This window comes from Streptomyces jeddahensis (genome assembly GCF_001642995.1).
Taxonomy (GTDB): Bacteria; Actinomycetota; Actinomycetes; order Streptomycetales; family Streptomycetaceae; genus Streptomyces; species Streptomyces jeddahensis.
The window spans coordinates 39,116-59,840 of the sequence record NZ_LOHS01000081.1 but is presented as its reverse complement, the minus strand read 5'-3'; the positions used below and the strand labels follow the sequence as shown (position 1 = coordinate 59,840).

The window sequence follows — 20,725 nt, the reverse complement described above, 5'->3', positions numbered from 1 at the left end:
GGTGTCCGATCCAGGTGTCCGGCGCTCAGCCGCCGGAGCTGCCGTCGCCGCTGCCGAAGCCGCCGCGGTCCACGTCGCTGCCGCCGCTCGAACCGCCGGAGCTGCCGGAACCGCTCGACTTGCTGGTGAACGAGCCGCCGTCGACCCAGCCGTTCTTCTCCTTGCCGCCGTAGTACCAGTCGCCGTCGACGCCGGCCTTGCCGGTCTTACGGCTCTTGCGGCTGGCGGAGCCGCCTGTGGTGGTCTTGCAGTTCTTGTCGGCGACGAGCTTGTAGCCCTTCGCGGCCTGGTAGCTGTCGCTGTCCACGCACCGCTTGTCCGGGTCGGACGAGCAGGAGGTGAGTGCCGCGGCGAGAAGTCCCACCCCGCCGAGTACGACCGTGCCGGACCTCAACTGCCGTCGTGCGTCTGCCATGTTCTGCTCCCCCGTAGCGTTCCTGTCTCTGCCGTCCGTCAGCTGAGCGGCCAACTGGCCGATGACGAACGGAGGTCAGGGTACGGGCGTGCCCGCCCGGTCGCGCAACCGGGCCCCCGGACGGGCACGACGAGCGAGCGTCAGTCGCGGCCTGCGGGCAGCACCTGGACGGTGTCGCCCACGGGGCGCTCCCCGGTCGCGTCCGACGTGGTGTTGACGAGTGTGCCGCCGACGGCCATGGCGGTCGATCCGCCGCCGTCGAGGTTCAGGGCGTCGACGGCACCGAGCGAGCGCATGAAGGACGCGGCCTCGGCCAGCGTGAAGCCCTCGCTGACGCCCGGCTGCCGTCCGTCGACCGTGACCAGGAGCAGCCGTCCCCGTTTGTCGATCCCGGCCATGGTGCGCGGCTGCCGTACGTTCGACCAGGCGTAGCCGAAGGAGAGGTCCTGCGGATCGAGGGTGCCCTCGCCGGCCGCGTCGATGTCGATACGGCCGTCTTTCACCAGGGTCGGGGCGGCGCTGACCATGCTGTCGCCGGGGCCGAGTTCGACCCGCCGGCCCTCGGCGTCGCGGACGGCCTCCTTCACGGTGATCCGCTCGCCCGGCCGGGCGTGGTCCGCCAGCCAGTCGGCGGCCGAGCCGATGCCCTGCAGCACCGAGCCGCCGGGCCGGACCGTGCCGCCGCGGGCGCCGGCGGAGAGCACGCGGCCGGTGGCGTCCAGTACGGCCTGGGTGCCGGGTCCGGTCGGCAGACCGGCCCCGAACCGGGAGGTGAACCGCACCAGGTCGTCCGTCTTGCTGCAGGTGAGGTCCTGGCGGGGCTGTTCGGTGGGCACGGCACCTGGGCGGCCGCAGTTGCGCACCTTGCCCGGCACCCGGTTGATGCCCTCGACCGCATACGTGGACGACCCGGCGCGGGCGGTCACCTCGGTGCTCACGTCGGTGATACGGATGTGCCGCCCGCCGTCTTCCAGAAGGAGCGCGGCCCGGGTGCCGGCGGCCATCGACTCCAGCGCCCCGTCGTAGGCCGCGGCTGCGGCCGGGGTGCCCTGCACGCCGTCGGCGTCGGAGGTGATGAAGAAGCCGCCGTTGACGGCGACCAGGGAGCCGAGCTGCGCGGCGACCGCCGACGTCTTCTCGCGTTCCGCGACGTCGCCGTTGTGGGTGCTCTCCACGGTGCCGTCGAAGGTGCGGGGGTCGATCACCGCCACGTGGACGCTCTCGCGGTCGGCCGGCTGGTCGGCGTCGTAGCCGCTCCACGCCGCCACCGAGCGGAAGCCCGCCGCACCGACCTTGTGGCTCGCGCTCTGCGCCTCGGCCTGCGCCGTGTACGAGCCGACGCGTACCCGCCAGCCCATCGTGCCGTGCGGGGTGTCCGCGTAGTCCGGCCACGGCACCTGCTGTACGACCGGCTGGAAACCGGCGTCGCGCAGCTGCTGGGCGGTGGTCTCCGCCCAGGTCCGGCTTCCGACGTCCGACCAGGTTGCGGCCCCGGTCAGGCGGTTGACGGCGGGGGCCTGGACGGTGACCGTCCAGGACGGGGCCGCGTCTGCGCGCTCGATGACGCCGGTGCGCACCTGGACGCCCGGGGCGACGGTCTGTGTCGTCCAGTGCTCCGACGCCGGGGGCGTGTCCTGGGCCGGGTACGCGACCGGTTCCGCTGCCGTGGCGGCAGGGGTGGCCCCTGCGACCCCGGAGAACGTCAACGGGTTGATGGCCGCGAGGGCGACGGCGGCGCCCAGCGCGACACGCGTACGCCTACGGCGGCGGGCCGCCGTCGCCGTTCTGCCGGGACGTGTACCGCTCTCGCTGTGCATGGCATTCCCCCAGGGCTCCGACGACCGGGACCGGACGGCCAGCAAGCCTCACTGGTCACGCTGGTCCGCAGGCAGGGCAATTCCAGCCACCTTCGAGGGACGGGCCGGTACCGACGAGCGAAGGGATCCGGAAGGAGCGGTGAACGGCGCGTCGGCCGGCTCGTGTGGTGAACAGGCTGTGGAAGTGCCCTGCTCGGGCCTAGGGAAGTGCCCTGCACAGTGCGTCCAGTGCCCCCGACCAGGCGTGGTCCGGGGGCGTCCCGTATCCGACGACGAGTGCGTCCCGGGGCTCCGCGACGGCGCTCTCGTGGCGGAAGCGGCTCAGGCCGTGGACGCCGAGGCCGTGCCAGGCGGCGGCGCGGGCCACGGACTGCTCGGTGCCGGGCGGGAGTTCGAGGACGGCGTGCATCCCGGCCGCGATGCCTGTCGCGCGCACATCCGGTGCCCGCTCCGCCAGCGCCGCCACGAGCTGGTCCCGGCGGCGCCGGTAGCGCAGCCGCATGGACCGCACATGCCGGTCGTACGCCCCGGATTCGATGAACTCCGCGAGGGTCAGCTGGTCGAGCGTGCCGCACGACCAGTCGCTGATGCCCTTCGCATCGACGGCCTCGGCGACCAGCGCGGACGGCAGCACCAGCCAGCCCAGGCGCAACCCCGGTGCGAGGGACTTGCTGGCGGTGCCGAGGTAGACGACGCGGTCCGGATCGAGTCCCTGGAGTGCGCCGATCGGCTGCCTGTCGTAGCGGAACTCTCCGTCGTAGTCGTCCTCCAGGATCAGCCCGCCGCTGCGCCGCGCCCAGTCGACGGCGGCCGCGCGCCGGTCGGGGTGCAGGGGCACGCCCATGGGGAACTGATGCGCGGGCGTCATCAGCACCGCGGCCGGGCTCAGCTCTTCCAACGGCTGTGTGTTCGTGCCCAGTTCGTCGAACGGCAGCGGCGTGGTGCGCAGTCCGGCCCGGCTCAGCAGCGTCCAGTGGACGTCCAGGCCGTACGACTCGACGGCCACGTCGCGGGCGCCGCGTCTGCGCAGTACGGCGCCGAGCAGCATCAGGCCGTGCGCGAACCCCGCGCAGACCATGATCCGTTCGGGATCGGCGTGCACGCCACGCGCGCGTGCAAGATAGCCGGCGAGGGCGGTGCGCAGTTCGACGCGGCCACGCGGGTCGCCGTAGCCGAACGCGTCGTTCGGTGCGGCGGCCAGTGCGCGGCGGGCGGCCTTGAGCCACTCGGTGCGCGGGAAGGCGCTCAGGTCGGGGGTGCCGGGCGTCAGGTCGTACGTCGGGCGGCCCGCCGCCCTGCGCCGGGGCGCCGGGCCGCTCGGCACCGGGACGGGCCGCTCGGCGACCCGGGTGCCCGAGCCCTGCCGGGCGGTCAGCCAGCCCTCGGCCACCAGATCCGCGTAGGCGTCGGCGACCGTGTTGCGGGCGATGCCCAGGTCGGCGGCGAGCGAGCGGGACGACGGCAGGCGCGTGCCCGGCGCGAGCCGTCCGGTGCGGACCGCGTCGCGCAGGGCGTCGGTCAGGCCTTTCCGCAGGCCGGAGCCGGTGCCCGTGCCGCTGCCACTCGGGTCGAGATGCAAGTCCACGCCGAGAGTGGCCCATGATTCTGCCATGGAAATGGACCATACTCCTGGGCTACTCGGCTTCTAGGGTCGAGGGCATGACGACGAACGAGAACACCGCCGCCACCACGTCCCGGGACGCCGAGTACGCCCCCGAGCACAGCCCCCGGCTCGAATGGGCCAAGCACGCGCCCGACGTCTACAAGGCCATGGTCCGGCTGGACGCCGCGGCCCGTAAGGGAATGGACCCGACGCTGCTGGAGCTGGTGAAGATCCGTGCCTCGCAGCTCAACCACTGCGCGTTCTGCCTGGACATGCACACGAAGGACGCGCTCGCGGCGGGCGAGTCGGTGGAGCGCATCATCCAGCTCAGCGCCTGGGAGGAGTCGAAGCACTTCTACACCGAGAAGGAGCTCGCGGCGATCGAGCTGACCGAGGCGGTCACCGTCCTCACGGACGGATTCGTCCCGGACGAGGTGTACGAGAAGGCCGCCAAGCACTTCGAAGGGGCCGAGCTGGCGCAGCTGATCGCGGCGATCAACGTGATCAACGCGTGGAACCGGTTCGCCGTGACCACGCGGATGGTGCCGGGGCATTACCGACCGGGCGATCACGGGTGACCAGGGCGGCGCCCTCGCGTCGTACCTGTACACACAGCAGCTGGAGAACCGCATGGTGAGCCCTGTCGAGACATTCCGTTCCCTGCACCACGGGCGCCCGCCCGGCGCCCCCCTGGTCCTCCCCGGCCCCTGGGACGCGGCCAGCGCCCACGCGTTCGAGGAGGCCGGCTTCCCGGCCCTCGCGACACCCAGCGCAGGCGTCGCCGCCTCGCTCGGCTACGAGGACGGGGCGACGCCCGCCGACGAGATGTTCGCGGCGGTCGCCCGGATCGTACGGGCAGTCGACGTCCCCGTCTCCGCGGACATCGAGGGCGGCTACGGTCTCCCGCCCAAGGAACTGGTGGAGCGGCTCCTGGAGACCGGCGCGGTCGGCTGCAACCTCGAGGACTCCCACCGCGGCGTCCTCAAGGACCCGCGGGAGCACGCCGACTGGCTCGCGGAGGTGCGCCAGGCCGCCGGCGACCGGATCTTCCTCAACGCCCGCGTGGACACGTTCATCCGAGGCCTCCCCGACCCGGACCGGGCGATCGAGCGGGCCGCTCTGTACGTCGCCGCGGGCGCGGACTGCGTGTACCCGATCGGTGCGCCCGTCGACGTACTGCCGCTGTTGCGGGCGGGGATCGAGGGGCCGATCAACATGGTGGCGAAGCCGGACGGGGAATCCGTGCGCGAACTTGGCGGACTCGGCGCCACACGCGTGACCTTCGGTCCCGGTTTGCAGCGCCAGGCGGCCGCCGCACTGTCCCGCGTGGCGGGAGAGCTCCGCGGAGCCTGGCTCGACCAGACCCGTTGAGCGGTGCGTGTGCAGTCGTCCTGCCGGTGCGGACGGTGCCTGCTCTCCAGCAGGAGCGCACCGGCCGCCCCGGCAGTCCGGCCGGGCTCAGGCCGCTGGCGGCGGCGATGCCGCGGCCTCGTCGCCCACCACCTCGTCATCCACGGGCCCATCGGCGACCGTCAGACCGGCCACCCACAGCGGCGCGATCCAGTGAACGACGAACACCGCGAACAGCACGGGAAAGGCCAGCGCCTCGGTGTCCACCTCGCCGAGCCAGGTGAGGGCGCCGACGCCGGCCGCCGCGGCCAGCAGCACCCACGTGGTGAGCCGGTGGGCGCGGGTCACCACCCGGCGCTTGTCGGCGATCTGGCGCTCGTCGAGGGCGCGGTGGCGCAGTTCGAGCAGGCCGCGCGTGGCGGCGTTGATGACACCGGTCGCCACGCACCAAGGGAGCAGCAGCGCCAGCAGTGCGTACATGACCCAGGCGCTCTCGCCGAGCACCGTGCCGAGCCAGGCCGCGAGGGAAGCTAAGGTCAGCACGATGTGCGCGGCGACCACCAGGCGGCGGCGCCGCGCTGTGGCGTACAGCACTGCGGCCTCAGGACGGTTCATCAGCTCGAACATGCGGCGGTCGTAGCGTGTCATCTGCTCGGTCATCACTGCTTCCTCCCGTAGATCTCGTCCGTGAGCGGGCGGAACGGTTCGAGGGAGAACAGTGCTTCGACCGGCAGCTCGAAAAACCTCGCGATCTTCAAGGCCAGGTCGAGGCTCGGGTTGTACTGCCCCCGCTCGATGTAGCCGATGGTCTGGTAGTGGGCTCCCACTGCCTCGGCCAGGCGCTGGCGCGACACTTTCCGCTCCGCACGCACCATCGCCAATCTGTTGTGCACCTGCTCGCTCATGTATAAGAACTACTACAATTGTGAGCATGACCACAACCCCACAACCCCGGGCGGGGCCGGTCCTCGCGACTCCCCATGCGCCACTCGTGCCCCAAAAGTAGGCTGATGTAGTGACATGCCGCATTTGGAGGTGTACGCGATGTACCCGAAGATGTACGCGGACCAACCCAGGGCTTCCCGGATCCGCCGTCGGCTGGCGGTCACCGGATGCACCACGGTGCTGGCCGCCGTCCCCCTCTGCTCGTCCATTGCACCGGCGAGCGCCCAGGACGGTATCGAGGACCTGAGCGCACAAGAGATCACTGACAGAGCACGCGACGCCTTCATGAGCGCGCAGTCCGTCCGTGCGACAGCCGCCAGCAAGGGCACCGACGTCGGCCGGGGCGACCCCACCGCCGCGGACCTCACCCTCGATCGCGACGGCAACTGCACCGGCTCCATGCAGTTCAAGGACGCCGGCGGCCTAGTGATCGTCAAGCGCGGCGACCGGATCTGGCTGAAAGCGGACGACCAGTTCTGGAAGACACAGCTCCCCGGCTCCCAGGGCGAGAGCGCGGCCGAACTCTTCAGGAACCGCTACATGCGGGGTTCCACAAACGACCGTCTGCTGGCGGAGCTCGCCACCGTCTGCGACCTCAAGGAGATCCAGCAGAAGGCCGCCGAGGAGTCCCGCGAGGTCGAGGGCCTGCGGAAGGGCCAGCCGACGACGGTCGACGGCACCCCGACCATTCCGGTGACGGGCACGAAGGACGGCGAGACGCACACCGTGTACGTCGCCACCGAGGGCCGCCCCTACCCGGCGATGTCGACCAAGAAGGGCGACGGCAAGGATGTGACGGCGACGTTCAAGGACTACAACAAGCCCGTGCCGGCGGAAACGCCGTCAGCGGAGGACTCGGTGGACATCTCGAAGCTGTACGAGGAGTCGCCCAGCCCGTCACCGTCCTGACCCGTCACCGTCCCAGCCCGTGACCCGTCCCCACCCGCACGGGCGTCGGAGAGTCCCCGTGCCGGGCGCCCTGCGAGGGGGGTCGCCCGGCACGGGGTATCGCATCCACTCCGCTCACCGCGTCACTTCGGCAGCCACGCCTTCCATGTGGACTCGTGGCCCTCGACCCACTTCTTGGCCGCCTCCTCAGCCGACATCTTCTGGTCGGCGATCATCAGGGAGACCTCGTTCTGGTCCTCGGTGGTCCACTTGAAGTTCTTCAGGAACTCCGCCGCCTCGCCGCCGGTCTTCGCAAAGTCCGTGTTGAGGTACTTCTGCAGCGGCGTGTGCGGGTAGGCGCACGCGACCTTCTCCGGGTCGGCGTCGCAGCCCTCCTTGTACGCGGGCAGCTTCACCTCTGTCATCGGCACCTTCTCGAAGAGCCACTGTGGCTCGTACCAGTAGGTGAGGAACGGCTTCTGCTGCTTGGCGAACTGCTTGATCTGCGTGATCTGCGCCGCCTCCGAACCGGCGAACACCACCTGGAAGTCCAGGTCCAGGTTCTCCACCAGCGCCTTGTCGTTGGTGACGTACGACGGCGAGCCGTCGAGCAGCTGGCCCTTGCCGCCGCTCTCGGGAGTGCGCAGCTCGTCCGCGTACTTGTTCAGGTTCTTCCAGTCCGTGACGTCCGGGTGCTGCTCGGCGAAGTACGTGGGGACGAACCAGCCGATGTGGCCGGTGACCCCGAGGTCGCCGCCGTTCGTGATGGTCTTCTTCTCCTCGACGTACCGCTTCTCCTGCTCCGGGTGGCCCCAGTCCTCCAGGATCGCGTCGACCCGGCCCTGGCTGAGCGCGTCCCACGCGGGGACCTCGTCGACCTGGACGGTGTCGACGCGGTAGCCGAGCTCGTGCTCCAGCAGGTACTTGGCCACGGCCACGTTGGCCTGGGCGCCCACCCAGGACTGCATGGAAAGCGTCACGGTCTTGGCACCCTGCGCGTTGGCGAAGGGCGACGCCTCCTTGGTCATGTCGGCGGCGCCGCAGCCGGAGAGCACCACCAGGGCGCATCCGGCGGCGACAGCGCCCATCACACGCTTGCGTACGCGCATGTCACGCTCCCTTCTTCGCGTGCCGCTCGGTCGGCTGGGTCACCCGGTCGAGCATCAGGCCCAGGCAGACGATCGCGGCACCGGCCACCAGACCGGTCGCCAGGTCGCCCTGGGCGAGCCCGAACACGACGTCGTAACCGAGCGCTCCGCCGCCGACCAGGCCGCCGATGATGACGACGGCGAGGACGAGGACGACGCCCTGGTTGACCGCGAGCAGCAGCGCGCTGCGGGCCAACGGGAGCTGCACCTGGCGCAGTTGCTGCCCGCTGGTGGCACCCAGCGAGCGGGCGGACTCCAGTGCGCCCGGGTCGACCTGGCGCAGGCCCTGCGCGGTGATGCGGACGACGGCGGGCAGCGCGTACACGACGGCCGCGGCGACGGCGGGCGCGCGGCCCACGCCGAACAGCGCCACCACCGGGATCAGGTACACGAACTGCGGCATCGTCTGGAACACGTCCAGTACGGGCCGGAGCATCCGGTCCACGCGAGCGCTGCGCGCGGCCGCGATACCCGTCGCCACGCCCAGGACCAGGGTGACCGCGACGGCCGCGAGGACCTGCGACAGCGTGTCCAACGACGGCTTCCACACGCCGAGCACGCCGATCGCGGCCATGGCGAGGACCGCGGTGAGCGCGGTGCGCCAGGTGCCGATCAGCCAGGCCAGCGCGGCGACGATCAGCAAGACGGACCACCAGGGCAGCCACTGCAGTCCGTCGCGGACCGGGTCCAGGACCCAGGTGGTGAAGTGGCCGGCCCAGTCGGCGGTGCCGCCCACGAGGGGCACGCCGGTGTAGAGGTGGTCGGTCATCCAGCCGACGGCGTTGTTGACCGGCTCGGCGATGGCGACGGTCCAGGCGTCGGGCCACTCGAGACGGTCCGCGAAGCGCCCGGCGAGGGCGACGACGACGGTGACCGCGGCGGCGGCCGTCCAGCCGCGCCCGCCTGGGAGGGCGCCCTGGTCCGGCTCGGACGCGCCGATGCGCTCGCCTGCCGCACCCGTCGTACGGTCCAGGACCACCGCGAGCAGCACGATCGGGATGCCCGCGGCGAGCGCGGCACCCACGTCGACCGAGGCGAGGGCCTGGTACACGCGGTCACCGAGACCGCCCGCGCCGATCACCGAGGCGATCACGGCCATGGACAGCGCCATCATGATCGTCTGGTTGAGGCCGAGCAGCAGCTCCTTGCGGGCCAGCGGCAGCCGGGCGGTCAGCAGTCGCTGGCGGGCGGTGGCGCCGAGGGAGTCCACGGCCTCCATCACGCCCTCGTCGGCGCCGCGCAGCCCGAGCGCGGTGAGCCGGGCCATCGGCGGCGCGGCGTACACGACGGTGGCGAGGACGGCCGCGGGGACACCGATGCCGAAGACCAGGACGACCGGCAGCAGATACGCGAAGGCCGGCAGGACCTGCATGGTGTCGAGGACGGGCCGCAACGCGCGGTACATACGGTCGGACAGCCCCGCGGCCAGCCCGAGCAGCGCGCCGAGCACGACGGAGGCGACGACCGCCACCACCATGAGCGCCAGCGTCTGCATGGTGGGCACCCACATGCCGAGCAGCCCGCAGACGAGGAAGGCGACGGCGGTGGTGAGGGCGAGCCGCACCCCGGCCACGCGCCAGGCGATGAGCCCGGCGGCGGCCGTGACACCCGCCCAGCCGACGGCAAGGAGGGCGAGATAGACCGCGCGCACGGACAGCGTGACGGCGTTCGAGATGTGCCCGAAGAAGTACAGGAACAGCGGGTGGCTGTCGCGGTTGTCGATGATCCATTCGCTGGCGCTGCCGAGCGGCCCCGACAGGTCGACGGTCAGTGCGTCGGGCCAGGCTCCGCTCGCCCAGCGGGCGTGGACGATCGGCACGAGGACGGCCGCGACGACGGCGAGCAGCAGGAGCTTGCCGACGGCCGGACGGCGCTGCAGGCCTCTGATGAGGCCCGCGATTCCCGTATGGGGTACGGGCGCGGAGGCGGTAGCCATGTCAGGCCACCCCCTCGCCGGGGGCGGGGGCGGCCGGACGGCCGGGCTCATCCACCTGCCCCTCGCCGTGCTCGCCCGTCCCGGCCACCACCTCGAGCAGCGCCTCGGAGTCGACGACCCCGACGCACCGCCCGTCGTCCATCACGCGCGCCGGGCATCCCGAGCGCGCGACGGCCTCGATGGCCTCCGACACGGTCGCCTCCGGCGCGACGGCCGGGCCGTGGCCCGCCTCGTCCGCGGCCGCGGGCCGCATCGCGGTCCGCACGGTCATGACCTGCTCGCGCGGCACGTCCCGGACGAACTCGCGTACGTAGTCGTCGGCGGGCGACCCGACGATCTCCTCGGGCGTGCCGAGCTGCACGATACGGCCGTCGCGCATCAGCGCGATGCGGTCGCCGAGGCGCAGCGCCTCGTTGAGGTCGTGGGTGATGAAGACCATGGTGCGGCCCTCTTCGCGGTGCAGGCGGATGACCTCCTCCTGCATGTCGCGCCGGATCAGCGGGTCGAGCGCGCTGAACGGCTCGTCGAAGAGCAGCACTTCGGGATCGACCGCGAGCGCCCGCGCCAGGCCGACACGCTGCTGCTGGCCGCCCGACAGCTGCCCGGGCCGCCGCTGCTCCATGCCCTCGAGGCCGACCTTGGCGACGACCTCCTCGGCCTTCGCGCGGCGCTCGGCCTTCCCGACGCCCTGGATCTCCAGGCCGTACGCGACGTTGTCGAGGACGGACCGGTGCGGCAGCAGCCCGAAGTGCTGGAAGACCATGGCCGCCCGGCGCCTGCGCAGTTCACGCAGCCGGGACTTGTCCATGCCGAGGACGTCCTCACCCTCGATGGCGATCTTCCCGTATGTCGGCTCGATCAGCCGGGTCAGGCAGCGTACGAGCGTGGACTTGCCGGAGCCGGACAGGCCCATGACGACGAAGACCTCGCCCTTGCGGACGTCGAAACTCACGTCCCGGACAGCGGCGTTGCAGCCGGTGCGCTGCCGCAGTTCGGCCGGGGAGAGCGCGGCAAGCTCCGGGTCGGCGGGCACGCGCTCCGCCTTGGGGCCGAAGACCTTCCACAGGCCGTCGACGGAGAAGACGGGGGCGTCGGCGGGCGTCTGGGTCGCGACGGGGGCAGCGACGGTCGTACTCATCACGCATCACCCCGCAGCAGCTCGGCGGCCTTCTCCCCGACCATCAGCACCCCGATCATCGGGTTGACCGCGGGCATCGTCGGGAAGACGGACGCGTCGGCGATCCGGATGCCGTCGAGGCCGCGGATCCGCAGCTCCGGGTCGACGACGGCGAGTTCGTCGTCGACGGCACCCATGCGGCAGGTGCCCGCCGGGTGGTACACGGTGTGCGCGACCTTGCGCGCGTACTCGCTGAGCTCATCGTCGCCGGTGATGTCCGGCCCCGGGCAGACCTCGCGCTTCAGCCAGTTCGCGAGCGGCTCGGTCTTGGCGATCTCGCGGGCGATCTTGATGCCGTCGACGAGGGTGCGGCCGTCGTAGTCGTCCTCGTCCGTGAAGTAGCGGAAGTCGAGGGCGGGCTTGACCTCGGGGTCGGCGCTGGTCAGGTAGATCCGGCCGCGGCTCTTCGGCTTGGGGATGTTCGGGGTCATCGAGACCCCGTGCTCGGGCCGTTCGTAGCCGAGCCGCTCCGGGTTGTCCGTGAACGGGACCTGGTAGAAGTGGAACATCAGGTCAGGGCCCTGGTGTTCGGGATCGCGCCGCACGAAAAGACCGGCGTCGGAGTCCATCGCGGAGTTCTCCGGAATGGGCCCGTTCGTCTCCCACACGATGACCGACTCGGGGTGGTCGAGCAGGTTCTCGCCGACGCCTGGCAGGTCGTGCACGACGGGTATCCCGAGCTTCTCCAGGTCCGCCTTCGGGCCGACGCCGGAGTGCATGAGCAGCCGCGGCGAGTCCACCGCGCCCGCGCACAGCAGCACTTCGCACTTCGCCTTGACGAGCACCTCCTCGCCCTCCTTGGTGCGAACGTGCACGCCCTTCACGCGCGAGCCGTCGAACTCCAGCTTGTGCGCCCAGGTCTCCAGCCAGATGTCGAGGTTCGGCCGGTCGAGGAACGGGTGCAGATACGCGACCGAGGCGCTGGAGCGCTTGTTGTTCTCCGGGTGGTACGCGAGGTCGAAGAAGCCGACGCCCTCGTCGAACGGCTTCTTGTTGAAGCCCTCGATGCGCGGCACGCCGAGCGCGGCCTGAGCGGCGTCGACGAAGTCGCGGGCGATGGCGTTCCTGTCGGCCTCGTCCACGGCGACGATGTTGTTGAGCAGCCGCGCGTAGTAGGCCTCCATCTGCACGGCGCCCCAGCCCTTGGCGCCGGCCTGCTCCCACTCGTCCCAGTCGGACGGCAGCGGCTTGAAGGAGATCAGGGTGTTGTGCGAGGAACAGCCGCCGAGGACGCGGGCGCGGCTGTGCCGGATGTGCGAGTTGCCGCGCGGCTGCTCGGTCGTCGGGTAGTCGTAGTCCAGCTCGCCACCGAGCAGGCCCATCCAGCGGCGCAGGGTCAGGACGTCCTCGCGGTCGACGTCGCTGGGGCCGCCCTCGATGACGGCGACGCGGACGTCGGGGTTCTCGGTCAGCCGGGACGCGATCACGGATCCCGCGGTGCCGCCGCCGATGACGACGTAGTCGTACTCAGACATGTTCGTGTTGCTCCTCTGTGGTGCAAGGTGCTGCGCGTATGTGGTCGTCGCGTAGGTGGTCGTACCGAGGGGTACGACGGCGGGTTCAGCGGCCTCCGCTCAACCCGCGAACCACCGCACCGGCTTGGGGTCCAGGTTCTGGTAGACGTGCTTGGTCTCGCGGTACTCGGCGAGCCCGGAGGGCCCGAGTTCGCGCCCGACTCCGCTCTTGCCGAAGCCGCCCCACTCGGCCTGCGGGAGGTAGGGGTGGAAGTCGTTGATCCACACGGTGCCGTGCCGCAGCCGTCCGGCGACGCGCCGGGCGCGGCCTGCGTCGGCCGTCCACACGGCGCCCGCGAGCCCGTACTCGGTGTCGTTGGCGAGGGCGACGGCCTCGTCCTCGGTGCGGAAGGTCTCGACGGTGAGTACAGGACCGAAGACCTCCTCCCGCACGACCCGCATCTCGCGGTGGCAGTGGTCGAGGACGGTGGGCTCGTAGAAGTAGCCGGTGGCGGGCCGGATGCCGGACGGCTCGGGCCGCTTGCCGCCGGTCCGCAGCACCGCGCCCTCCTCGAGCGCGGAGGCGACATAGCCTTCCGTCTTCTCACGCTGCTGCTCGGATACGAGGGGTCCGCACTCGACGCCGTCCTCGGTGCCGCGGCCGAGGCGGATCTTCGCGGCCCGGCGGGCGAGTTCGGCGACGAAGCGCTCGCGCACGGACTCCTCGATGATGAGCCGGGAGCCCGCGGAGCAGACCTGGCCGCTGTGGATGAACGCGGCGTTGAGGGCCTGGTCGACGGCGGTGTCGAAGCCTTCGTCGGTCGCGCAGGCGTCGGCGAACACGACGTTGGGGTTCTTGCCGCCCAGCTCCAGGGCGACCTTCTTGACGCCGACGGCCGCGGCCTGCGCCACCTTCGTACCGCTGACGAGCCCGCCCGTGAACGACACGAGGTCGACCTCCGGGTGCTCGGCGAACCGCGCGCCGACCGAATGGCCCGGGCCGGTCACGATGTTGGCCACCCCGGCGGGCAGCCCGGCCTCGACGAGCAGGTCGATCAGCGCGATGGTTGTCATCGGCGTGATCTCGCTCGGCTTGATGACGAAGGTGTTGCCGGCGGCCAGCGCAGGGGCGATCTTCCAACTGGCCTGCAGCAGCGGGTAGTTCCAGGGCGTGATCAGCGCACAGACGCCGACGGGCTCGTGCACGACGACGCTGTGGACGGTGTCCGTCCCGGCGTCGACGACACGGCCCGGGCCCTCCGCGGCCACGAGGTCGGCGAAGTAGGTAAAGGCGTCGGCGACGCAGTCGATGTCGGCGCGGCCTTCCTCTACGGTCTTGCCCGCGTCGCGGCTCTCCAGCAGGCCGAGCTCCTCGCGGTCGCGGCGCAGCAGCCCGGCGACGCGGCGCAGCAGCGCGGCCCGCTCGGCGACGGGCGTCGTGGGCCACCGGCCCCGGTCGAATGCGGCCCGGGCGGCGGCGATGGCGGCGTCCGCGTCCTCAGCACCACCCTCGGCGACCACCGCGAACGGCTTCGCGTCCGCGGGGTCGAGGATCTCCCGTGTGGCAGCGGAGAGGGCGCTGCGCCACTCCCCGTCCACGTGAATGGTGTTGTGTGCTGACACTGACACGTCGTGCTTGCCTTCCGTTCGGACTCTCCGCAGCCGTGACTGACGCCGTCACTCTCGGCGACCGAGGGGCCTGCCCTGAAAAGCAAGAAACATGCGTATTCGATCGCGAAAGTGCGTCAGGTCACTGCACATGCAGCTCATGCAGCTCTACGCCTCATTCGACCGTAATAGCTGCACTGGAGCCCGCCGTCACTCCTCGCAATCGCGAATCCCGCCCAGCGGGCCGGAAAGCGTGCCGTTCCCGTCGGCAAAAGTGCAGCGTGTCACCGCAGCCGCGGGCCATTCAGCCGAAACATACGCTCAGTGACAAAGTATCCCCGAAGGTGACACGATGCACACGAATCGCCCTATTTCGCGGGGGTCCTGTCGCGCGGACCGGGACACGCAAGCAGAGTTCGTGTGGGGACAGGCCAAAGGGTTCATGACAAAGGCTCGCAGAGCGCGATGGCGCACAGCGCGGCGGCGAGCGCCTGTTCGTCACCGACGTCCAGGGCGGTGTCGGTCAGCTTGATGACGTGTTCGTCGCCGTGCGCCAGGGCGCGCTCGAAGACCTCCTCGGCGGCGATGCGGCCGGGGGGTGCGGAGGAGACGGGCTCGCTCGGCGCGTACATCGCCGTCACGGCAGCCGACGCCAGCCATGCCGCGTGCAGGCTCGGTGCCCACAGTTCGCGAGGCAGAGCGGGAAGGGTGCGCAGCACGGCGTTGGGTGCCGTCGCCGCGTGGACCAGCATGATTTCGTCGCCATGGCCGTGGGTGGCATAGCGATGGGTTGTGGCACGCACCAGCTCGGCGAGCCGCTGCCTGGCCGTCTCGGGGTCGGTCACCCCAGGGGCCCAGGCGGGCAGCCGTTCGACGAGAGCCAGCCGGGCAGGGAAGCCGCCGTGTGGATCACGGATCGGGCCCACGGCGTCCAGAGCCTCGCCGGCCTCACCGTTCTCGTGATCACCCGCCACCAGCGCGATGCCGGTGACCGGATGATGCCTGGCGGCCCAGTAGCCGAGCCCATGGGCCAGTTCGGCGAGACGCGGCGGGCTCTCCCCGCCCTCGATGAGGGAACGCACGGCGTGGCCCACCCGGATCACGGGGTGGGTGGACCCTCCGTACATCCCGGGCAGCAGACGCGGCCACCACTCAGCGAGAACGCTCTTCCACGAGCCTTCACCGACGGCTCGCATGAAGTACGCGATCCAGTCGGCGACCCTGCGCGGATCGCCGAGCGCGGCAGCCCAGTCGGCGTCGGTCACCGGCTCCACAGGGCTCGGGAAATCCTCGAGTTTCACCTCGTACAGATCCAGCCAGCGGTGCACAGCCCCCGTCTGTCCGTGCGCAGCCAGTGCCTCGACCACCATGGGAGCGTGGTTGGTGAGCCGCCCGAGCCGCTCGGGCCCCGCGGCATGCAACCGCTCCAGCGCTTCCTCGAGCACACCGCTCGTATCTCCCGCCGAGTTCATGCAGGCACGCTAGTGAGCCGTGATACGACTCCGAATCGGGCCGGGGAACGAGGCCTGACCCTGCCCCGGACCTACGCCCAAGGACGGAACCGCCGGCGACTTCTCCGGACTCGCCGCTGCGACGCCTAGCTCGCTCACGAGGCCGGGTCGGGCTCCGGGATGCCCATCGCTGCGGCCCCTTACACAGAACCCGCCGTCCGCGGCATCCCCAGCGTCCGTGTCCTCTCGTAGCGCAGCGACGCGTTTGCCGTCGTGCGGGCCGTGCCCACCGCCGTCAGTTGCCAGGTGCCGGCGGGCGTGGTGGTGGGTGTGATGCGCCAGCGTGTGGTGAGGGACGTGCCGGCGGGCAGGCGGGCGGCCCGGGACTCCGTCAGGGCGTGCACCTGCCAGCCTTCGGGCGCGGTCAGGGTCAGGCGTGCGTCCGTCCAGACGCGGGCCGAGCCGTTGCCGAGGACGGCTTCCAGGGTGAACTCCTCGCCGGAGACGGCCCGTTCCGGCACGTGGCCGATCCGTACGCCGAAGGGCTTGCGGCGGTAGTCGTCGACCCACGCGGCCCGGGCTGCGGCGACCAGCTCCGCGACCTTACGGGGGTGGGTCGCCGCCAGGTCCTGGGTCTCGCCGATGTCCGTGGAGAGGCGGTACAGCTCGGCGCTCCACTGGGCGTCGGGAGCCGTCCTGCCCTGGCCGGATGGCGCGAAGCGGACCAGCTTCCATTCGTCCTGGCGCACGGCCTCGGCGACCCGGCGGATGCGGCCCTTGTCCTGCGCGTCGGCGCGGGGCGTCGCTGCGGGGTCATGGCGGTAGAAGTACAGCGCGTCGTGGCGGGCGGCGGCCCCGGCGTCGCCGGTCAGCAGCGGGGCGACCGACAGCCCGTCGACATCGGTCGGGGCGGGCGCACCCGCCAGATCGGCGAGCGTGGGGAGGAGGTCGGTGAGCGGGGTCGGCCGGTCCGTCGTCCCCGCGGCGATCCGGCCGGGGCCCCAGGCGATCAGCGGCGTGCGGATGCCGCCCTCGTACAGATTCCGCTTGTAGCCGCGCAGCGGGCCGTTGGCGTCGAACAGGTCGGGGTCGACGCCGCCTTCCTCGTGCGGGCCGTTGTCGCTGGCCACGAGCACGACGGTGTCGCGGGCGATACCGAGCGCGGTGAGCTTGTCGACGACGTCGCCGACGAGGGTGTCGAAGGAGGTGACCTGCTCGGCGTGCCCCTTGTCCGCGTCCGGCCAGGGCTTGCCGGCGTACTCCCCGAAGTCGGGGACCCTGCTGGGCGCGTGCGGCACGGTGGGTGCGAGATACAGCAGGAACGGCTCGTCCTTGTGGCGGGCGATGAATTCGAGCGCGCGCGCCTTGATGAGGTCGGGTGCGTACGTCTTCCCGTCCAGGGCCACCTTCTCTCCGTTGTGCCAGAGATACGGCGGGTAGTAGCTGTGGGCCTGGCGGTGGCCGATGTAGCCGTAGAACTCCTCGAAACCGCGGGAGTTAGGGTGGCTTGGCTGGCCGGCCCGCTCCGGGCCGAACCCCCACTTGCCGATGACGGCGGTGCGGTAGCCGCGGGCGCGCAGCACCTCGGCGAAGGTGGTGTCGTTCCCGGTGAGGGAGCCCTGAGGCGCGTGGAAGGGGTTCTGGCGTACGGTCGCGTGGCCGCTGTGCAGCCCGGTGAGCAGCGAGCAGCGCGAGGGGGCGCAGACCGGTGCGGGCGAGTAGGCCGAGGTGAAACGCAGCCCCTCCGCGGCCAGCCGGTCGATCCGCGGGGTGCTGATGATCTTCTGACCGTATGCCCCGACCTCGCCGTATCCGAGATCGTCGGCGAGGATGACGACGAGGTTCGGGCGGTCCTCACGGCGTGCGACGGCGGGCTTCGCGGAGGCGGGGCCGGGACCGGTCCCGGACTCCCCGCCGGCGTCATCCGATGAGCAACCGGCCAGTGTGGCGAGACCGAGGGTCGCGGCCGAACCGGCGAGAAATCTGCGGCGATCGGTCATGTTCTTGATCATGCACGGTTCTGTGCCGTTACATCCATGCACACCGCATTGCAGTCCTGTGACGACCCTGTACGCGGAAGGCCTCGGTCCAGTAACGGACCGAGGCCTTCCGTCGGTGCTGGTCGGCGAGCGCGGCTCAGATGAGGCCGAGCGAGCGGACCGCCTCGCGCTCCTCCTCGAGCTCCTTGACGGAGACGTCGATACGGGTGCGGGAGAACTCGTTGATGTCCAGGCCCTGGACGATCTCGTACTTGCCGTCCTTGCAGGTGACCGGGAAGGACGAGATCAGGCCCTCCGGGACGCCGTACGAACCGTCCGACGGGATGCCCATGGAGGTCCAGTTGCCCTCGGCGGTGCCGTTCACCCAGGTGTGGACGTGGTCGATGGCGGCGTTGGCGGCGGAGGCGGCCGACGACGCGCCACGGGCCTCGATGATCGCGGCGCCGCGCTTGGCGACGGTCGGGATGAAGTCCTCGGCCAGCCACTTCTCGTCGTTCACGACCTCGGCGGCGTTCTTGCCGGCGACCGTGGCGTGGAAGATGTCCGGGTATTGGGTGGCGGAGTGGTTGCCCCAGATGGTCAGGCGCTTGATGTCGGCGACCGTGCTGCCCGTCTTCTTCGCGAGCTGGGTGAGCGCGCGGTTGTGGTCGAGGCGGGTCATCGCGGTGAAGCGCTCGGCCGGTACGTCCGGCGCGGCGGCCTGGGCGATCAGGGCGTTCGTGTTGGCCGGGTTGCCGACGACGAGGACCTTGATGTCGTCCGCGGCGTGGTCGTTGATGGCCTTGCCCTGCGGCTTGAAGATGCCGCCGTTGGCCTCGAGGAGGTCACCGCGCTCCATGCCCTTGGTGCGGGGGCGGGCGCCGACCAGCAGCGCGACGTTCGCACCGTCGAAGGCGACGTTCGGGTCGTCGGTGATCTCGATGCCCTGGAGCAGCGGGAACGCACAGTCGTCCAGCTCCATGGCGGTGCCCTCGGCGGCCGTCAGCGCCGGGGTGATCTCGAGCAGACGCAGCTTGACCGGCACGTCCGCGCCGAGCAGCTGACCGGACGCGATGCGGAAGAGCAGCGCGTAGCCGATCTGCCCGGCCGCGCCGGTGACGGTGACATTCACGGGAGTGCGGGTCATGGCGATCTCCGTAGGACAGCGGTCTTTGATCGATCTCTTGGCATCAAGAGATCCATCCGTCAGGCTATCGCGCCCCGGGGGCGCTGGCCCCCCACACCCCTGTGGCCCGGCCCACATGCCGCTGATACGGGTCGGTGGGGACAGGGTCCGCTGACGCCCACCGACCGCACACAGAAGCGGCGGCCGCCTGCCCGGCAGAGCCGGGGCCACGGCGGCCGCCGTGGGGTGCCGGGGGTGCGAGGGGTGTTCCCCTGAACAGCACCGCACTCCCGTGGGGGTACTGTCCGCCTGCCCCGGACCGGGGCAGGCATTCCCCCCTTTCCCGAACTCGTTCGAGTGAGCATTCCGTACGAAGTTGCGAAACCCTACTCGGTGCAGCCCTTCTGACCCGCCTTCAGCGTGGCGCAGGCCGTCGCGTCGGTGGCGTCCTTGACGGCCACCATCGGTGTGTACGCGTCGGCGTCGTCGTCGACCGTGCCGTTCTGCTCCGTGGATCCGGAGGTGATCTGGACCGTGTCGCCGGCCGTCGCCTGGGTGATGCGCGCCCAGGCGGCGCCGCAGGTCTTGCTGTAGCGGACCTCGACGAGGGCCGTGCCCACCGTGACGCTGGTGGTGGTCCTCGCCAGTTCGCCGCCGCAGCCCATGATCTCCGGGTCCTTGCCCGTGCAGTCCTTGCCGCTGCACTGGACGCCTTCCGGCAGGTTGGCGTTGCTGGTGGTCGGCGCCGCCGAGGGTGCCTTGGCCTCGTTGCCGCCCTCGCCGTCGCCGCCGGGGTTGGTGAGCAGGACGGCGGCGGCGATCACGATGAGCGCGCCGACGACGCCCGCGAGGAACATCGTCAGCCTGCGCCCCCGCCGCTGCCGGTCGGGCGAGGCGCCGGGGCCGGACCCCGGACCCGCCGGGCCGCCGGGGCGACCGGGCGGCGCGACGACGGAACCCCGGCCGTCTCCGGCCGCGACACCCTCCACGTGCGGCGCGGAGGGCTGCAGCGGGACGCTGGGGGCCACCCCGGCGGGGCCGGCCACGCCCGCGACCGCGCCCGCCGTCCCGACAGCGGCGCTCTTCTGCGCCGTACGGCCGTTCTTGCTCTTGACCGGGGTCGGCCCGAACTCCCCCAGCGCCGCGCGCGCCTGGGATATCCGGATCGCTTCCATGGTCATGTCGTGGCGCATCTCGGAGCGGCTCCAGGCACGCTCCGCGAGCTCCCACATGGTCGTCAGATGGATGGGGTTGGTGCCGGTCACCTCGGCCAGCGCGACGATCGCGCCCTTGGGCGCGAGCAGCCGGCCGTTCAGATAGCGCTCCCACGACGTCTTGCTGTAGCCGGTGCGGTCCGCCACCGCGGCGATGCTCAAACCACTCCGGTCGACGAGCCTGCGCAGCTGGCTGGCAAACTCCCTGACCTGCGGATCGAGCTCCTGCGGCAGCTCCCTCCAACGAGGCATTGCTTCCCCCTCTTACCCCCGAGATGTGCCCTGTTCCCCCGCGCTTCCCCCCGCCGGCGGTGCCTCTGCCCGGCCCTCGGTCTCACTACCCAGAGGGATGCGCCGAGCCAGGATCCCAGATCCTGGAATGGGGGCGCACAGGAGCATTCGAGCCACCGGCATGCACCGTTGCACGCCCGACGGTCTTCGGTCCAATTTTCCATCGGTACCCCGAACTACTGGACAAAATCCCTGTCCCTGTTCGAAGTCGGGGACGTCCTGAGGCATCCCGAGGGCTCCACAGGCGTCCGATTACTCACGTTAGCGCCGGGGTCGCGAGCGATGGTCGTAAATCCTTGAACTTGTCGTCACATCGTCACACA

17 protein-coding genes are annotated in these 20,725 nt (G+C 71.1%); 3 read left to right on the top strand and 14 right to left on the bottom strand.

What is annotated here, in order from left to right; genetic code table 11:
• Positions 1–25: 25 nt before the first annotated feature.
• The 3 genes from STSP_RS17045 to pdxR all read right to left on the bottom strand — a co-directional run bounded on the left by STSP_RS17045 (position 26) and on the right by pdxR (position 3,844).
• Positions 26–415, bottom strand: a complete 390-nt coding sequence (locus STSP_RS17045) for a hypothetical protein (protein WP_067278388.1) — start codon at positions 413–415, stop codon at positions 26–28.
• A 140-nt stretch (positions 416–555) separates the two neighbouring features.
• Complete coding sequence (locus tag STSP_RS17040; RefSeq protein WP_067278386.1) at positions 556–2,232, bottom strand: phosphodiester glycosidase family protein; 1,677 nt, start codon at positions 2,230–2,232, stop codon at positions 556–558.
• 199 nt (positions 2,233–2,431) lie between these two features.
• Positions 2,432–3,844, bottom strand: coding sequence for a MocR-like pyridoxine biosynthesis transcription factor PdxR (pdxR, locus tag STSP_RS17035; RefSeq protein ID WP_067278384.1), 1,413 nt, complete (start codon positions 3,842–3,844; stop codon positions 2,432–2,434).
• A gap of 47 nt (positions 3,845–3,891) precedes the next feature.
• Between pdxR and STSP_RS17030 the strand changes: the two genes are divergently transcribed.
• Together STSP_RS17030 and STSP_RS17025 are read left to right on the top strand one after the other, a co-directional pair.
• On the top strand, positions 3,892–4,413 hold the full coding sequence (locus tag STSP_RS17030) for a carboxymuconolactone decarboxylase family protein (protein WP_067278381.1): 522 nt from the start codon (positions 3,892–3,894) through the stop codon (positions 4,411–4,413).
• Between the two features lie 52 nt (positions 4,414–4,465).
• Positions 4,466–5,206, top strand: coding sequence for an isocitrate lyase/PEP mutase family protein (locus STSP_RS17025; protein WP_198547367.1), 741 nt, complete (start codon positions 4,466–4,468; stop codon positions 5,204–5,206).
• Between the two features lie 87 nt (positions 5,207–5,293).
• On the opposite strand, the gene STSP_RS17020 is transcribed toward STSP_RS17025, so the two are convergent.
• Together STSP_RS17020 and STSP_RS17015 are read right to left on the bottom strand one after the other, a co-directional pair.
• The gene (locus STSP_RS17020; protein ID WP_067278379.1) at positions 5,294–5,845 is read right to left on the bottom strand and encodes a hypothetical protein; all 552 of its coding nucleotides are present in this window, start codon (positions 5,843–5,845) and stop codon (positions 5,294–5,296) included.
• On the bottom strand, positions 5,845–6,090 hold the full coding sequence (locus tag STSP_RS17015; RefSeq protein WP_067278376.1) for a helix-turn-helix transcriptional regulator: 246 nt from the start codon (positions 6,088–6,090) through the stop codon (positions 5,845–5,847). Before STSP_RS17015 ends, STSP_RS17020 begins: the two co-directional genes overlap by 1 nt.
• A gap of 115 nt (positions 6,091–6,205) precedes the next feature.
• On the opposite strand from STSP_RS17015, the gene STSP_RS17010 reads away from it, so the two are divergent.
• Positions 6,206–7,039 carry a hypothetical protein gene (locus STSP_RS17010; protein WP_157902846.1) on the top strand — a complete coding sequence of 278 codons (834 nt, stop codon included), beginning with the start codon at positions 6,206–6,208 and terminating at the stop codon, positions 7,037–7,039.
• 122 nt (positions 7,040–7,161) lie between these two features.
• On the opposite strand, the gene STSP_RS17005 is transcribed toward STSP_RS17010, so the two are convergent.
• The 9 genes from STSP_RS17005 to STSP_RS16965 form a co-directional block, all read right to left on the bottom strand.
• On the bottom strand, positions 7,162–8,127 hold the full coding sequence (locus STSP_RS17005; RefSeq protein ID WP_067278374.1) for an ABC transporter substrate-binding protein: 966 nt from the start codon (positions 8,125–8,127) through the stop codon (positions 7,162–7,164).
• A gap of 1 nt (position 8,128) precedes the next feature.
• Positions 8,129–10,102 carry an ABC transporter permease gene (locus tag STSP_RS17000; RefSeq protein ID WP_067278570.1) on the bottom strand — a complete coding sequence of 658 codons (1,974 nt, stop codon included), beginning with the start codon at positions 10,100–10,102 and terminating at the stop codon, positions 8,129–8,131.
• A gap of 1 nt (position 10,103) precedes the next feature.
• Complete coding sequence (locus STSP_RS16995; protein ID WP_078067251.1) at positions 10,104–11,240, bottom strand: quaternary amine ABC transporter ATP-binding protein; 1,137 nt, start codon at positions 11,238–11,240, stop codon at positions 10,104–10,106.
• Positions 11,240–12,754, bottom strand: coding sequence for a GMC family oxidoreductase (locus tag STSP_RS16990; protein WP_067278371.1), 1,515 nt, complete (start codon positions 12,752–12,754; stop codon positions 11,240–11,242). Before STSP_RS16990 ends, STSP_RS16995 begins: the two co-directional genes overlap by 1 nt.
• 99 nt (positions 12,755–12,853) lie before the next feature.
• Complete coding sequence (locus STSP_RS16985; RefSeq protein WP_078067250.1) at positions 12,854–14,362, bottom strand: aldehyde dehydrogenase family protein; 1,509 nt, start codon at positions 14,360–14,362, stop codon at positions 12,854–12,856.
• 419 nt (positions 14,363–14,781) lie between these two features.
• Positions 14,782–15,813, bottom strand: coding sequence for a questin oxidase family protein (locus STSP_RS16980; RefSeq protein WP_067278366.1), 1,032 nt, complete (start codon positions 15,811–15,813; stop codon positions 14,782–14,784).
• Between the two features lie 179 nt (positions 15,814–15,992).
• Entirely contained in the window at positions 15,993–17,792 is a 1,800-nt protein-coding gene (locus STSP_RS16975) for a sulfatase-like hydrolase/transferase (protein ID WP_067278567.1), read from the bottom strand.
• A 136-nt stretch (positions 17,793–17,928) separates the two neighbouring features.
• Positions 17,929–18,918 (bottom strand): malate dehydrogenase, encoded by a 990-nt coding sequence (locus STSP_RS16970; protein ID WP_067278363.1) that lies wholly within the window; start codon positions 18,916–18,918, stop codon positions 17,929–17,931.
• Positions 18,919–19,283: 365 nt separating this feature from the next.
• On the bottom strand, positions 19,284–20,363 hold the full coding sequence (locus tag STSP_RS16965) for an XRE family transcriptional regulator (protein ID WP_067278361.1): 1,080 nt from the start codon (positions 20,361–20,363) through the stop codon (positions 19,284–19,286).
• Positions 20,364–20,725: the final 362 nt, after the last annotated feature.

Bases quoted from the DNA above. Each gene is read 5' to 3' on its own strand.
- STSP_RS17045 (WP_067278388.1), bottom strand. From the start codon at position 415: ATGGCAGACGCACGACGGCAGTTGAGGTCCGGCACGGTCGTACTCGGC.
- STSP_RS17040 (WP_067278386.1), bottom strand. From the start codon at position 2,232: ATGCACAGCGAGAGCGGTACACGTCCCGGCAGAACGGCGACGGCGGCC.
- pdxR (WP_067278384.1), bottom strand. From the start codon at position 3,844: ATGGCAGAATCATGGGCCACTCTCGGCGTGGACTTGCATCTCGACCCG.
- STSP_RS17030 (WP_067278381.1), top strand. From the start codon at position 3,892: ATGACGACGAACGAGAACACCGCCGCCACCACGTCCCGGGACGCCGAG.
- STSP_RS17025 (WP_198547367.1), top strand. From the start codon at position 4,466: ATGGTGAGCCCTGTCGAGACATTCCGTTCCCTGCACCACGGGCGCCCG.
- STSP_RS17020 (WP_067278379.1), bottom strand. From the start codon at position 5,845: ATGACCGAGCAGATGACACGCTACGACCGCCGCATGTTCGAGCTGATG.
- STSP_RS17015 (WP_067278376.1), bottom strand. From the start codon at position 6,090: ATGAGCGAGCAGGTGCACAACAGATTGGCGATGGTGCGTGCGGAGCGG.
- STSP_RS17010 (WP_157902846.1), top strand. From the start codon at position 6,206: ATGCCGCATTTGGAGGTGTACGCGATGTACCCGAAGATGTACGCGGAC.
- STSP_RS17005 (WP_067278374.1), bottom strand. From the start codon at position 8,127: ATGCGCGTACGCAAGCGTGTGATGGGCGCTGTCGCCGCCGGATGCGCC.
- STSP_RS17000 (WP_067278570.1), bottom strand. From the start codon at position 10,102: ATGGCTACCGCCTCCGCGCCCGTACCCCATACGGGAATCGCGGGCCTC.
- STSP_RS16995 (WP_078067251.1), bottom strand. From the start codon at position 11,240: ATGAGTACGACCGTCGCTGCCCCCGTCGCGACCCAGACGCCCGCCGAC.
- STSP_RS16990 (WP_067278371.1), bottom strand. From the start codon at position 12,754: ATGTCTGAGTACGACTACGTCGTCATCGGCGGCGGCACCGCGGGATCC.
- STSP_RS16980 (WP_067278366.1), bottom strand. From the start codon at position 15,813: ATGAACTCGGCGGGAGATACGAGCGGTGTGCTCGAGGAAGCGCTGGAG.
- STSP_RS16975 (WP_067278567.1), bottom strand. From the start codon at position 17,792: ATGACCGATCGCCGCAGATTTCTCGCCGGTTCGGCCGCGACCCTCGGT.
- STSP_RS16970 (WP_067278363.1), bottom strand. From the start codon at position 18,918: ATGACCCGCACTCCCGTGAATGTCACCGTCACCGGCGCGGCCGGGCAG.
- STSP_RS16965 (WP_067278361.1), bottom strand. From the start codon at position 20,363: ATGCCTCGTTGGAGGGAGCTGCCGCAGGAGCTCGATCCGCAGGTCAGG.